General features: G+C 46.1%; 9 protein-coding genes. 2 read left to right on the plus strand and 7 right to left on the minus strand.

The window, feature by feature from the left end; translation table 11 throughout:
- Positions 1 to 175 precede the first annotated feature (175 nt).
- The 3 genes from aroA to HQ865_RS07855 all read right to left on the minus strand — a co-directional run bounded on the left by aroA (position 176) and on the right by HQ865_RS07855 (position 3,660).
- The gene (gene aroA / locus HQ865_RS07845; RefSeq protein ID WP_173414361.1) at positions 176 to 1,489 is read right to left on the minus strand and encodes a 3-phosphoshikimate 1-carboxyvinyltransferase; all 1,314 of its coding nucleotides are present in this window, start codon (positions 1,487 to 1,489) and stop codon (positions 176 to 178) included.
- Positions 1,490 to 1,584: 95 nt separating this feature from the next.
- A complete protein-coding gene (locus HQ865_RS07850; RefSeq protein WP_173414362.1) occupies positions 1,585 to 2,715 on the minus strand; it encodes a chorismate mutase in 1,131 nt (376 codons plus the stop codon).
- A 33-nt stretch (positions 2,716 to 2,748) separates the two neighbouring features.
- On the minus strand, positions 2,749 to 3,660 hold the full coding sequence (locus HQ865_RS07855) for a prephenate dehydratase (protein ID WP_173414363.1): 912 nt from the start codon (positions 3,658 to 3,660) through the stop codon (positions 2,749 to 2,751).
- Positions 3,661 to 4,351: 691 nt separating this feature from the next.
- On the opposite strand from HQ865_RS07855, the gene HQ865_RS07860 reads away from it, so the two are divergent.
- Positions 4,352 to 6,199 carry an outer membrane protein assembly factor BamB family protein gene (locus HQ865_RS07860; protein WP_173414364.1) on the plus strand — a complete coding sequence of 616 codons (1,848 nt, stop codon included), beginning with the start codon at positions 4,352 to 4,354 and terminating at the stop codon, positions 6,197 to 6,199.
- A 214-nt stretch (positions 6,200 to 6,413) separates the two neighbouring features.
- On the opposite strand, the gene HQ865_RS07865 is transcribed toward HQ865_RS07860, so the two are convergent.
- Positions 6,414 to 9,176: a M14 family metallopeptidase gene (locus tag HQ865_RS07865; protein WP_173414365.1), complete on the minus strand. Its 2,763-nt coding sequence runs from the start codon at positions 9,174 to 9,176 to the stop codon at positions 6,414 to 6,416.
- Between the two features lie 552 nt (positions 9,177 to 9,728).
- On the opposite strand from HQ865_RS07865, the gene HQ865_RS07870 reads away from it, so the two are divergent.
- Positions 9,729 to 11,459 (plus strand): carboxypeptidase-like regulatory domain-containing protein, encoded by a 1,731-nt coding sequence (locus tag HQ865_RS07870; protein WP_173414366.1) that lies wholly within the window; start codon positions 9,729 to 9,731, stop codon positions 11,457 to 11,459.
- A gap of 315 nt (positions 11,460 to 11,774) precedes the next feature.
- On the opposite strand, the gene HQ865_RS07875 is transcribed toward HQ865_RS07870, so the two are convergent.
- The 3 genes from HQ865_RS07875 to HQ865_RS07885 form a co-directional block, all read right to left on the minus strand.
- Positions 11,775 to 12,143, minus strand: a complete 369-nt coding sequence (locus HQ865_RS07875) for a hypothetical protein (protein ID WP_173414367.1) — start codon at positions 12,141 to 12,143, stop codon at positions 11,775 to 11,777.
- A 562-nt stretch (positions 12,144 to 12,705) separates the two neighbouring features.
- Positions 12,706 to 13,113, minus strand: coding sequence for a hypothetical protein (locus HQ865_RS07880; RefSeq protein ID WP_173414368.1), 408 nt, complete (start codon positions 13,111 to 13,113; stop codon positions 12,706 to 12,708).
- A complete protein-coding gene (locus HQ865_RS07885; protein WP_173414369.1) occupies positions 13,110 to 14,846 on the minus strand; it encodes a hypothetical protein in 1,737 nt (578 codons plus the stop codon). The genes HQ865_RS07880 and HQ865_RS07885 overlap by 4 nt, the downstream gene beginning before the upstream one ends.
- Between the last annotated feature and the right edge of the window lie 127 nt (positions 14,847 to 14,973).

A 14,973-nucleotide genomic window follows, 5' to 3' on the forward strand; every position in this document is an offset into this window, starting at 1 on the left:
GGTTTGATTACATCGATTTTAGGTAACTAAGTTATATAATTTATGTCATTGCGAGCGATAGCGCGGCAATCTCGTAGTTAGCAGAGCAAAGCTACGAGATTGCCGCGTCGCCCCACTTCACAGGGCCTTCACCGCTCCTCGCAATGACAAAAGAGGAGACGTGGTAACTCCCCCTTTAGGGGGTCGGGGGGCTAACAAAGCCCACCTTTTCCAGGTCAGTCCAAAATGCCGGGTATGATTTTTCTACCACGTTAGCATCTTCAAACTCTACCTCGGGTATCAATATCGCCAGCGGTGCGAAGGCCATCGCCATACGGTGATCTTCGTAAGTGTGGAACAGCACCTTTTCAGGGATAAATTTTCCGCTACAGTCAAGTGTATATGCTTCGTTATTTTCTATCAGTTTAACGCCAATTTTAGCCAGTTCGTTTTGAAGGGCGGCAATACGGTCAGTCTCTTTGATCTTTAAAGTTTCCAATCCCGTGAAGGTAGCTTCATGACCCAATGCTGCGCATACCACCACTATGGTCTGTGCAAGGTCGGGGCATTTCTTCAGGTCAAATTCCTTACGGATGATCGGTTTCGGTTCCTTGGTCAACAGCACCCCTCCATCCTTAAATTGCGATGTGATGCCAAAGTTGGCCATGATCTCGGTGATCACGCTATCGCCCTGCAGGCTATAGCTGGTTAGTCCGGGTAGAAACAACTCGGCTTCGTCGCTCAGGGCCGCAATGGCATACCAGTAACTGGCCGCGCTCCAGTCAGGTTCAACCCAAATGCTGGTCTCGCTGAAATCCTGTTTGGCAATGCTGATCACATTGTCTGTCCAGTTATGCTTTATGCCAGCCTGTTCAAGCATGGCGAGGGTCATTTCTACATATGGGCGCGAGGTTAGGTCGCCAATTATCTCCAGCCCCAGCCCCAGAGGCAGATTAGGGGCGATAAGCAGCAGCGCGGTGATATACTGGCTGCTGATATTTCCTTTTATGGCTATGCGGGCAGCGCTTTGCTGTATATTCCCCGTAATCTTAAGCGGGGGATAGCCCTCGTTCTCTACATAACTGATATCGGCGCCCAGTTCGCGCAGCGCGTCAACTAACACGCCAATAGGGCGCTGCTTCATGCGTTCACTGCCGGTTAGGATCACCTCCTCATCCTGCAAAGTAAAATAGGCGGTAAGGAAGCGCATAGCCGTACCGGCGGGGCCGATATTGACGGTTTTTAGTTCATGGTTCATGGTTGATGGTTCATAGCTATCTTCGTTCGGACTATGATCTATGATCAATGAACTATGAACCTCTTGCGCTCCGCGCAAGATCCCCGCAAGCAGCACCGCGTCGGCAGCGTCTGATACGTTCTGTACCTTTACTTTACCTTTGCTTAATGCCTCGATAACCAGCGCGCGGTTGCATTCGCTCTTAGATCCGGTAAGCTGGATGGTGCCTTTACTTACACGCGATGGTTTAGAAATAACGATGTTAGGTTTCATTTATAGTATTTTACGCCTCACCCTGCCCTCTCCAGAGGAGAGGGTAAAGAATTTTATAGCCCCTCTCTGTTGGAGAGGGGTTGGGATGAGGCTCTTTACGCGTGCGTTAATTTTTCCTGCGCTTGTCCTTCAGCCTGGCCTGCGCTCATGATCTCGGTTTGCTTGCGGATAGATTCGGCGTGCATCAGTTCCAGCAGTTTTTCAGCAAAATCGGTATGCAGGTTAAGCGCACGTGCGTAAGCGGTACGTTTTTGCAGTATCTCGTCCCAGCGGTTAACCTGTAAAATGGTAACGCCGTTGTCTTTTTTGTAAGTGCCAATCTTCTCCACAACTTTCATGCGCTCGGCCATTTTTTGGAAGATGCTGTCGTCGATCTTGTCTATCTGATTACGCAGTTCATCCAGTTTGCTGCTCAGTTCTTTGCTGCCAACATCAGCCTTACGCAGGGTTAGGCGGTCTATCAGTTCAGCAAGGGCAGATGGCGTAACTTGTTGCTTGGCATCAGTCCATGCTACCGACGGATCGATGTGCGATTCGATCATCAGGCCCTGCATATCCAAATCCAGCGCTTTTTGAGCTACGTATGGCAGCAGGTCGCGGTTACCGCAAATGTGGCTTGGGTCGTTAATGATCGGCAGATCAGGTACCTGAGTTTTCAGCGCGATGGCCATATCCCACATCGGTTCGTTACGGAAAGCTGATTTCTCGAACGATGAGAAACCACGGTGAATAGCCGCCAGTTTAGTGATGCCGGCACCGTTAATGCGCTCCAATGCACCGATCCATAATGACAGATCAGGGTTAACCGGGTTTTTCACCATTACCGGGATATCCACACCTTTCAACGCGTCGGCAATTTCCTGTACAGTGAAAGGGTTCACCGTTGAACGTGCGCCAACCCAAAGGATATCTACACCGGCTTTCAGCGCTTCTTCAACGTGTTTACCGGTAGCTACTTCAATGGCGGTAGGTAAACCGGTCTCCTGCTTGGCGCGATCCAGCCATTTCAGGCCGATGCTGCCAATGCCCTCAAACTCGCCCGGGCGGGTGCGTGGTTTCCAGATACCGGCGCGTAGCGCGGTAACTTTACCGGTTTTAGCCAACAAATGCGCGGTGGCCACTAACTGGTCTTCCGTTTCGGCGCTGCAGGGGCCGGCAATTAAAAGTGGTTGCTTGCCCGTGTTTATCCAGGTATTAAGCGGCTGTATGTTTAAATTCAGTTTCATCGTTTTGTGTTATTTATTTTGAGGGTTTCTTATTTACTTAACTAATTTTTTTACTTCGATATATGCTCTTTTCGATTTGTCTTTTTTAACGGGCAACTTATCAGTCAACCCTTCTTCCACATGCCGCTGATACTCGCCCAGGATATTAAAATTATGGGTGTATTTCAGTATCTGCTTAATGGTAAGGTCGTATTTGCGGCTTTCTTCCCACTCCACATCCACATAAAAGTTGTACTCGGCAGGTTTCCCCAGCACGGGCATACTCTGTATCTTGCTCATGTTTATGCCCTGGTCGGCAAAAATGTTCAGCACCTTGGCTAATGCGCCTACTTCGTTACTTACCTGGAAGCAAAGCGACGCTTTGTTAGGTTTATCCGTCTTCGCATTCTCGTGCGTGGTCAGGATCAGGAAGCGGGTGAAATTCTTCTTGTTCGATTCGATACGCCGTTCCAGTACATCCAACTCGTACAGTTTGGCGGCCAGTGTATTGGCAATGGCTACGGTGTCTGTCAGCTTTTCATCGCGGATGCGTTTGGCGCAGGCGGCGGTATCGTTGCTTTCAACGATCTTTAAATGTGGATACTCATCAAAAAAATCAACACACTGGCGGATAGCGATCGGGTGCGAGGTTACGTACTTGATCTGCTCGAACTTAACCCCCGGCAAGGCCATCAGGTGCAGCTGGATAGGCAGGTAAACTTCGCCAACCACCGGGAAGCTGTAGCTTAACAACAACGAGTAGTTTGGCAAAATGCTGCCGGCAATGCTGTTTTCAATCGCCATTACCACGTAATCGGCATCACCGTTCTTCAGCGCCTCAAACGTTTGCTTAAACGAGTTGCACTCCACGGTCTCAATGTCCTCGCCAAAATAGCGGAACGCTGCTTCCTCGTGAAACGAGGCCCGGATCCCCTGTATGGCAACTCTTGGTTTTTTCGGTTTCATATGTGTGTTAAATGCAGAAAGTCCCGGCTTTTAGGCCGGGACTTTCTGATCTTGTTTATGTCTTTTGTTAAGCATATCAGTCCCGGCTCTTACCGCTAAAGTAAAAGTAGAAACCAAAATAAAATGCTTTGTGTGCGTTCATTGTTATTGTTTACGATGGTAAATATACGGTAAGAAATCTGTTTGTCAATAGATAATTTTTATTTTTCTTAAAATAATACATCAAACCAAATAAAATTCTTTAAAAATGGCTTTTGGCAGATGCTGGGTAAGGGGTTTGTTACAAAAACCGTCACGTCATTGCGAAGTATTTCCCCTATCTACGTCATGTTGAGCGATAGCGAAACATCCCCGGGTAATAGATGTGTATTGTATGACCGTTCTGCTAATTTGGGATGTTTCGCTATCGCTCAACATGACGGGTTGGGAGGACATCACGAAATCAAAATGATCAACATAAATCAGTGGTTCAGACAATTTGTAAATGTACGTTCAGCATTCCATGGCAGCCGGTAGCCCTGCTATCCACTCCAAATCCTCGTTCCGCTGCGCTACACTCCGGGTTTTCCGTTGCTATCAGGTTTAGGTTGAACGGTAGTGCTGAATAAACCAGACTTACGAAGTTTTTAAAAACTTCGTAAGTCTCTAAGCGCTTTAAACCCTACTTTTGAATATCTATCCCCCGTATCTTATGAAAAACACCATCCTGATATACCTGCTACTATGCACCTTAACATACGCGAATGCCCAAACCAAACCATGGCAGTTCGCTCATATATCAGACACGCACATCAACCTCACGAGCCAAACACCCGTTGAAGATTTGCAACGCACCGTGCGCGATATCAACGTCAATCCCGATCTGCAATTCGTCATCATCTCCGGCGATATCACAGAGTTTGGTGCCGACGAAGAATTGAAGATAGCAAAGTCGATATTGGATAGCCTCCACAAGCCCTGGTATATTGTTCCGGGTAACCATGATATGAACTGGTCGGAGAGCGGGGGTAACAGCTTCAAAAAAGTGTTCGGAGCCGAGACGTTCGCGTTCAAAAATCATGGTTACCTGTTCATTGGCACTAATTGCGGGCCGAATATGCGCATGAGCCCGGGACAGGTACCGCGTGAAAATTTGGTTTGGCTGGATTCGGTGCTGAAAGCTACGCCGAAGGATATGCCGGTCGTTTTCGTCAATCATTACCCCATCGATTCGGCCTTGAACAATTGGTACGAGGTGATCGACCGCCTGAAGACCCATAACACCCAGCTCATCATTTGCGGCCACGGGCATAATAACCACAAACTGGATTTTGAAGGCATCCCGGGCATTATGGGCCGGTCTAACCTGCGGGCTAAAGACCCGGTGGGTGGTTATAATATCGTAACCATTGGTAACGATTCGGTTTACTATACCGAACGTACACCGGGCATAGCAACAAAACCCATATGGGCGAAAGCGCGGCTATACCGGCATAATTACCTTAACGATAAATATCCAAGACCCGGCTACACGATAAATCAGCACTTTAACAATGTAAAAACCGCTTGGACGATACAGGACAACAGCGATATCGGCGCGGGGACTACAATAGCCGGTAACCTCGTCATGGTTACCAATACCGCAGGTTGGATAAAAGCTTACGATATTGCTAACGGGAAACCCAAATGGGCAGTTAAAGCCGGAGGGAAGATCTACAGCACGCCAGCTGCTTCGGGCAATTATATAGCTGTTGCCTGTAGCGATGATTACCTGTATTGCCTGGATAGGAATACCGGGAAGATCAAATGGAAAGCCAAATCAGGTAAGCCAGTGGTCGCATCGCCGGTAATTAAAGGCGACCGTGTTTTCTGCGGCGGCTCGGACGGGCATTTTCGATGCTACGATCTTGCATCGGGTAAACTAAACTGGGATTTCGACCAGGTGCAGGGCTTTGTAGAAACTAAGCCACTGTTATATAATGGCATGGTTTGCTTCGGCAGTTGGGGTAACCATTTCTATGCGCTCGATCAAAAATCAGGCGCGTTGAAGTGGAATTGGACCGATGGCTCCATCAACCGCATGTATTCGCCAGCTTCCTGCGAACCAGTGGCAACGGCTAACCGACTCTTTATTGTTGCGCCCGACCGCGCCATGACCTGCTTCGATGCCACAACAGGCAAAGTGATCTGGCGCAAACTCGACCCGAAGATCAAAGTTCGTGAAGCCATGGGCCTATCGGCCGACAGCAGCCTGGTATACGTAAAAACCATGGACGGCGATGTGCTGGGTATGGATGCAAAAGCCGATAGCATGATGGTAAAATGGCAAGGCAAGCGCAATATGGGTTACGATATATCGCCATCGGTATTAAAGGAAAACGGCGGTTTGGTATTCGCGCTATCTAATTCGGGACTAATCTATGCTTTCCGCCGTGGTGATGGCGCTTTAGTCTGGGCTTATAAGATCTCTAACTGCCTGGTAAATCCCCTGAGTTTTATTAATGATCATGAACTGATCGGTACGACTATGGATGGCAAGATTGTTTGTTTGCGGTATTAGCAGATTTATTAAGTTTAAAAGATAGTAAATCTAAGGCACAGCATTAATTAAGAAAATTCCAGCGCGACAGGTATTCTATGCGGTATTTTGAATAGTTTGTGATTTAACCACAAAGTACACAAAAAAGAACCACAAAGATCACTAAGCCTTCGTGGTTCTTTTTATGGAAGAAACTTCAATTGAAAATCACTTTGTGATCATTGTGGTTAAATCATCACTTAGCCGGTACAGTTGTATACAACTCGTTAAATAACAACTTAAACGTACCATGCGATTGCGCCCTGAAGTTGATCTCCGGCCCGAATACATACAGGTTGCCTTTACCCACCTGTGCCGAGAAAGCGGTAACATCATCCTTCAAATATTTCTGGCCGAAAGCCCAGCCGCTGCGCAGTGGTTTATCGTTAGGGAACCACATCAGCGGTTTAATGCCTTTTGATGCAGCATCGGCGTCCAGTTTAAAGGCAGGGCTGTTATCAAACAATACGTCGGCTTCTTTTTCCATACCCCATGTTGCAGGCTGGGTGTTGTCAACCGCTACACGCAATACCGAACCCGGGATATAGTATTTATCGCCAGATAAGGGGTTACCTTTATCGTCAACTATAGCGTTCTTCACCGGCAGGTTCAACTGGTAGGCTAAATTAGCGCTGCTGCCAATGGTTACAATAGTACCGCCGGCCTCTAAAAATGCTTTTAGTTGAGGGATGGTCTTATCGGGCGTGATACGGCCGGTCCAGGTTTTAAATTCGTCCGGAACGTTATCCTGCCCGAAACCACCTCCGCCGCCACCAAAACCACCGCGACCGCCTGCACGGGCAACAGCAGGGATAGCGCCGCCAACAAATACAATTACATCATATTTGCTTTTCAGGTCGCCGGCATCAAACTCCTGCGGGTAAACCAGTTTAAATGGATAGTGATATTGCTCAAACATCCAGCGTGTCCAGCCCGATGCCATCGAACCGCCGTAGTTATCCCAAAGGGCAATACGGGCAGCAGCAACCGGCGCAGCAGTTTTAGGCTTGGCCGATGCGGTTGCTTTTACGCCCCAGTCGGCGGCATCTTTATCCAACACAGCTTTAGCTTTAACCGAATACGGTACATAGAAATCACCACCATCGGTAGTGCGGAACACCTGCGCGCCGGCACTTAGCAGATCATTCATGGCGATGAACGAGTTGTTGGCTTTTGCGCTGATGGTATAACCTTTAGCTATTGCCGGTGCGGCTACCGATGGCATTGGCTGCAATTCGCCGTAAGGGATGCGTTTGAAAGGGCCATTAAAATCATCCAGGATGCGGTCGAACTTCACGCCCATTTGGTACGATAATGTCCAGCCGGTCATATCATACGGACGGATAGGAGGGCCCCCCGGGTATTGGAAATCATTCGGGTGATCTTGTGGTTCAAAGCGGTCTAATACCTCCGGCCGGAACGCCTGCGCGGTTTTCATAACAAACGAACCTGCCGGATAGCTTTTACCGCCAACGGTGAATGCGGCAGTCGCCTTTTCAACGATCAAGCCGCTGCGGATACAGGTATTGATGAACCTTACGGCTGTAGCAAAATCGGCCTGGTCGGCCGGAATGATGTAACCACGCGGATCACGAAGGGCCGGGTTTTTCAATACGGTATCATAATACTTCATCGACATGCCGCGACCGAAACCGCCACCGCCACCCAAAGTAACCGCGCCACTGGCACCACCACGACCACCGCGTTGCGCGGTTGAAGTATCGCCGCCACGGGCCGCCGCGTTAATTTGCTCAATACGTTTCGGCGATAGCGTCCAGTAATCCTTGCTGCCGCGCTCTATCGAGTTTTTCCCCATGCGGTAGCTGTTGAACAGCATTTCATCGGCATTGCGGGCGGCGTAGTTTAGCACCGCGTAGTTAAGCGATACCGAATAATCTATCGACTGTTTAAAGTGCCATACCTGGGGCGTAACCGGGAAAGGTGTCGCGCCGCTTGGTATCAAACGGTCTGGTACCAGCGGTACGCTTGACGGGGTAGGGCTGCCGATGATCTCGGTAAGCAAACCCACCATGTTGTGGAAATAAGTAGCCGTACGTAAACCACCATTCCACCAGGTAGAGTATTCTGAACCCTGGCGTTCGGTATAGCCTGGTTTGCCTTCCTGGTTTAGGCGGCTTACCATGGCGGCACCAACGGCGTCCAAACTGGTTACCATCAGCGGGTCGAACACATAGTTGAACGGATCGCGGTATGGCGGGCCTGAAAGCACCGTACCGGCCGGACCGGTTTGGTGATGGTTGTATACGATCTGCGGCAACCACTCCAGGTATTGCTGGCGGGTAATGTTTTGCGTTTCCTTCATATTCATCATATAAAAGTCGCGGTTATTATCGTGGCCGATGTATTTTTCCCACAGGCGGGGTACGTTGGTATTGCGCTTCTTCACATCGGCATCCTTCATGTACCAGTTAGATACCAGTTCTTGTCCGTCTGGATTGGCGTGGACGAACAGGATGATGTCCTTATCCAATATACGCATGGTCTCCTCGTCGGTGCGGGTAACCAGGCTGTAGGCGGTTTGTATCAGTTGGTGCGCGCCAACTACCTCGCTGGCGTGCAGGCCGCCGTCTATCCAAACTACGGCTTTACCCTGCTCGGCCAGCTTGCGGGCCTGGTCGTCGGTCAGGTTTTCGGCGCGGGCCAGTTTTTGCGAGATATCCTTATACTGATCCAGCTTTTTCATATTCTCGGGCGACGACACGATCAGCATTAGCTGGTGGCGACCTTCCTCGGTGAGGCCGATATCTACAAACTTAGCCCTTGGCGATGCCGCCAGTTTTTTAAAATAAGCTTCGGTTTGGGTATAGTTGGCCAGTTGGTAATCATCGCCAATGTTAAAGCCAAAATGCTCTTTGGGCGATGGGATGGTCTGCGCTTTTAGCGTAGCGGTGCCCAGCAGTAAAGCCGTGCACAATGTGCAAAGGTTTTTACAGGTCATATATACGGTTGTTTAGTTTTGTTTGATCAGTTAATATGACCAATTTATGCATTTGCGCCAAATGACCGATGCAATTTGTTGACCGTATGCACGATGTATTTAAGAAGTTACAAAGCGGTTTGATCGCCCATTGTAGAATCTTATCATTATTTACTCGTTTTGTTATTTTTTTAAGACCTTTTAATATCTGCCTGTTTCAACTGCTATCTAATTGGTTTTGAAGATTTAGATCCAGGCGAAATCTTGCTTAATTGCTTGTTTTTAATGTCAATGAACTTGTGGGTCAAATTTGATACGATGTATTTCGATATGTTTTCATCTATAAAAAACGCTCTGATTTGATGTGAGATCAGCAAATGTTAAAAATATGATCGTACAATTTATGAGGTAAAATGGGCGGTGGAATGCTTAATGGAAAAAAACCGGAGCTTCATCACAATATACGAAAAACCGTCCTGATCTGCAAATAATTATGGCCGGGTAAGGCCGTTCGCTTACCTGTTGTTTTTTTCTTAAATTAGTCTGAACCTTTTACCTGCTTAACCTGTCGCCATGAAAAAACTTCTCGCCGTCTGCCTGTTTTTGTTAGCCGCCACTTGTCTGTACGGACAATCGGTAACGGGCCGTGTGTACCGTGGCGCGGGTGATACCACGGTTGCCAATGCCGTTGTTTACTACAGCGGATCGATGAACGGCGGCACCATGACCGACGCCCACGGCCAGTTTGAACTTGCGGCGCGTTCGGCGCAGATCCCTATTGTGGTAAGCTGCGTGGGTTATTACTCAAGCACGGTGTATTACCGGGATGGGCAGCCGCTGGTTGTGCGTTTAAAGCCCAAGCAGGAGATGCTGAAGGAGGTTACCATCACCGTAGACGGGATGAAGCGCGAAGACGAGGTGGCCATCTTTAAACGCGAGTTCCTGGGCGTATCGAAATATGCGCTCAGTTGCGTCATCACCAATATCGACGACGTTAACCTGCACTACAACAAAAAAACGCGCACACTTACCGCCAGTTGCTACCGGCCCATCATTATCGAGAACCAAAAGCTGGGCTACACGGTTTCTTACTATCTTAATAAGTTTGAGAAAAACCCGGAGACTGTATCCATATTCGGCACTTATATTTTTAAGGATAATGTTTTGCCCTTCGATAAAAACTTTAAAAAGACACAGCAAAATCGCGAGGATGCTTACGACGGTTCGCGCATGCAGTTTATACGAGCGCTATGGGCCAATACGCTTGATAAAACCAATTTCAGGGTCTACACAACTTTTTACGACAAGCTTACTGCCGCCGAGATCACGGTTCAGGATAGCCTGGGGCAAAAATATGTGCACCTAAGGGGACGTATTTACGTGGTTAATACCGACAATATGCACCAGGATAATCCCCTCACGCAGCGCAGTAACTTTACATTTATTGACAGGGACGGCTATTTTGGCGAAGGCCTGATATGGGCAGGCTCAATTAGCACGCAGCGCATGGGCGACCTGCTGCCGTTCGAGTATCAGCCTGCAGCTGAACGCGACAGGAAGCCTGCAGAACAGATAGCAAAAGCACAGGGCCCGGCCGATGAGAACGCCACCTATGCCGACTATCTACCTGCCGGTAAAAAACTGACGCCGGCTGAGAAAGACGCCATGATATTTAAACGAATGGTATTAACGCCGCTAAGCCCTATTAACAACACAATGGTGGTTAAACGATGGCAGCGCCCCATCCGGTACAAAGTATATGGCAGCACTGGCAGCAAAAGCTATGATAAAGCAATAGCCGCCAACCTGAAGGGTTTGTTTAGCCAGATGACGGCGTCGGCCGATTTTTTGATGGAGGAAGCTGCTGCCGACAGCGCTGTTAACCTGAGCATTTTAATTGGCAAGCTGCCGGATTTTAAAGACCAGATCAGTATCGAAGCCATGGATTACTTTAACCGGGATATGGACAGATCGGGGTATTTTACTTATGCCGAAGATGGTTTTAAGAACATGGTGCAGCTGATAAATACCGACCGGCTGATAAACGGCGCCAACATTGTGAGAACGGAAATGGTATGGCCCCAGCTGAAATACCAGTTGATGGCCGGGCTTGGTTTTTTTGGCAAGCTGGGATACGCGCGCGAAAATGGGCATAGTATTTTTAACCCCGAATTTAGCTGGCTGCCTTATAACGGCTTCAAACCCTTCGATAAATACCTTATCCGATCACTTTATCACCCGCTGGTAAAGGCAGGCATGCAGGAAGCAGAGTTGGATGAAGCCATCAAAGCGATGAGTTTGTAATAATATTGCCCACCAACGATATGGTGAACGACAATGAACAATAAACTTTGACCAGTTGGTGGAAGGATAGTGATAATAGGTTGGAGATTAGAGATTAAGCGGCGCAATGGGTTAATGACAGCGCAGCCAATGGCTAATGACCAAAATGGCGTTGCCTCCGGCCCGGGCTGTACGCTCATACGCCTACAGGCCTTAGCCACGGGCCGGTATCCGCTTCCATCCCTAACGCGGGTGAGGTCGGTGTATCACGTGCGATTGTTGGATATACAAGCAAAGTCATCATCAAAAGCGATAAAGTAAAAAAACGCTTTTTCATTATTCTTCATGTGGGTCTGGGTAAAACTTAACTTTATAATAGTGATAGCGGTGTTCTTTGGTATCTTCTATAATATAGATGTTGGCAAAATATAACTCCCGTTCTTTAAACTGAGACCAAACCTTGTTGGCAACTTTTGCAAACTCCATCATAGTATAAACCTTTGTTGGTAGGGTGTCTCTTAGGTAGTTTTCATCAGTATTAACAAAATTGAAATGCATGTTTTTTTTGTTTGCATGGCATTCACATAAATAATCTATCGATGTATATTTTTCGCCACCTTCTTTACGGAATAATTTATCATGTGGCTGCACATGTATGTAATACAAAACAACCGGAGGTGTTGGCCTTTGAATGTTTGCTGCCATAAGGTAAAGAATTAACAATACATTACTCATAATTAGCCAATGCCAACTTTAATCATCATTTTCCTCGGGGAAAAACTGTACCCGATAGTATTTATAATTGTGTTTTTCTCCATCTTCTATTATATAAATTTTGCCATGCCAAAGCAGACTGTTTTAAAATTCAGATCGTAGTTTATTGGCTATGTCTGCAAACGAGCTCATGGAATAATATTTTTTAGGCAATGTATCCCGATAGTAAATTTTACTTGTATCAGAATAATGAAAGTCAAGATTATTCTTTCGCGCATAGCAATGACAGACATAACTAATTGCCACCGCATGCGGGAAATTCTTTTTGGCTAATAACTTGTCATTAGCTTTTGTGTAGATAAAATATATGTTATTATCAGTTGTCTTAATTTTATCATGACTAACGATAATTATAAGTATAAATATAATTGCTGCTTTCATCGTAATGCTCCTGTATTGTTAACATTATTAGACCAAACAAGATATACAGCATATATAAATACCATCCGACGCGCAAGCGGAGGGTAACACTAAATATGATTATATAAAAAAACTATTCTATTCCCTCAATAGGATAAAAATGTACCCTATAATATGAAAAAGCTTTTTGTTTGCCTTCTATAATATAAATTTTAGTATTCCAAAGATCCCTGTTTTTAAAATCGGCTCTGAATTTATCTGCAATTTTAGCGAACTCTGTCATAGAATATGTTTTGGTGGGCAAGTTCTTTTTACTATAAGTATCTATTGTATCGGCATCGGCACCTGTAAATTCAAGGTTATGACCTGTAGCATAGCATTTACAGGTGTATGTAATAGATACCCCGTTTTTAAAAACCGTTTTATGGAATAAAGTATCGCCGGGTTTAACATAAATATAATAGCCGGACTCTTGAACTTTTTTACTTACAGAGCAGCTGATTCCCGTTATAACTGACAAAATAAAGATTATTATTCTCATCGTAGTGGTCCCAAATTAGCTATGTTATTACTATATACAGAATTTATGTATTGCGTTAATGTTATGGCTCCTCCTTGTGTATACCCAGGAAAATACTGTAAAAAAGAGTTTTGATTAGCCGAGACTTGAAAATAAGTCGAATATGCCATTAACGTACTTAAAGCCTCAGCGTATATAAATTCCCTATTGTTAGCCAAAGGAGATTGCGTGCTAATTAAAAACAGGTTAATACCTTTAGCTAAAACGTCGATATTTTTTACCATGTAATTATGTTGCTCAAGTTGACTCCAATTGGTATTTGCTGTAATAAGTGTTCCTCCCAAATTTACCTGATTATTTTGATCGACGGCTAAAAGATCAATAAGCTGATGAATTGTAAGATCGTGAATATTTGTTATATTATAACGTTGCTGTATGATTGTAATATTTTGCTGATTGTAAATGGTTTTTAGTAAATAATCCAACTCGGCATGCCAGGTTTCGTGCAAAATGGTTCGCACAATATTAATATAAGCAGTATTGATATCTGTACGAATAAAATTCCTGTTTAGTGAAACAGTAGCTGTTCCGTTTAATGGCGCATTTGTACTTGTGGAGCCTCCATCAAAACGGGTGTGTCCCAATTCGTTGGTGGCAAGTGTGTCCGAGACCTTATACCTAAGATTATAATTCAACGAATTTTTATAAGCCCGGCTTAAACTATCAAATACCTGATTATTGTTGATCAGCTTTTTAAATATCGAATCGAGCCGTGGTATATTGGTGATGGATGTATCCCGTGTTATAATAGAGGCAACAGCCTCCTCCGGCAATACAACCTGTACGGGTTCCCAATGCCCCGAAGGTGTAGGGCAGCCATCGGGCGGTGGCACATGGTTAATCACTAAATGATTGCTCGCTGGGTTTAGGTCGGGCGGGCAATCAGGGTCTTGCGCATCGGGTACGTAAACAGATACCCACGGCGCGCCGCCACCACCACCGCCGGTTATGCCGCCAATAACTACCCCCGGTATGCCACTGCCCGAAAATGTCCAGTAATCGGTCCAGGCACCATTGCTCACTTCGTCCAATCCTTCATAATCATCGTATACGCAACCACCTACATATCCGTAGCCGCTGTCTGTATATCCCCAACTGCCACCTGTTATAAAGCACCAGGCCTTGGATATTGCTTCGCCAATATCTGCCAGTATATTGTTATTCTTCAATTTTTCGCTTTGTGTACTCAACGCGCTTTTTGTTGAAGATGTACTAACACTTTGCTGATAGGCGTTTGTAACGCTTCCGTTCTCGTAAAACATTGTTCTTATCGTGTAGTCCTGGAAGCTGAATGATGCTATTTTGCCAGTAAATCTTTTTGCACCGGGTTTGGCATCCAGCCATTTATAAGCAAACACTAATAGTTTCCCCTCTTCCCTGGTAAAAAACAGGGCGGCATTGTCTTTAAGCGGCACTTTTATCACATGCTTTTTATTGATAACTGATTGCTTAGCAGTACTCCAGTCAATTTTGTAAGGTAACCCGCCGGGTACATTAGTTATCCATGTGGTAATATCTGCCGAACTGACCTTGTCCGCGTCTGCAAGCTTATCCACGCCTGTAACTTTACTATACGTAATTTCGGCAGTAGGCTTCAGGTCTTTTTTACATGAATTAATGCAGATCAAAAAGAGAACTAAGGAAAAACAAATTTGAATTGAAAACAGTGAGGATAAGGAAAAAGGTTTTTTCATTGTGAATAATAGTTAAGGCTGGAAACAATTATACGCAATAAATGGGAGAAAGGTTATGCATGCAATTTTTTACTCCGCTCCGGCGCCCCTCTATCGCAGGTTTAGCGCAGCATAACATGTGGTAACC

This window comes from Mucilaginibacter mali (genome assembly GCF_013283875.1).
Taxonomy (GTDB): Bacteria; Bacteroidota; Bacteroidia; order Sphingobacteriales; family Sphingobacteriaceae; genus Mucilaginibacter; species Mucilaginibacter mali.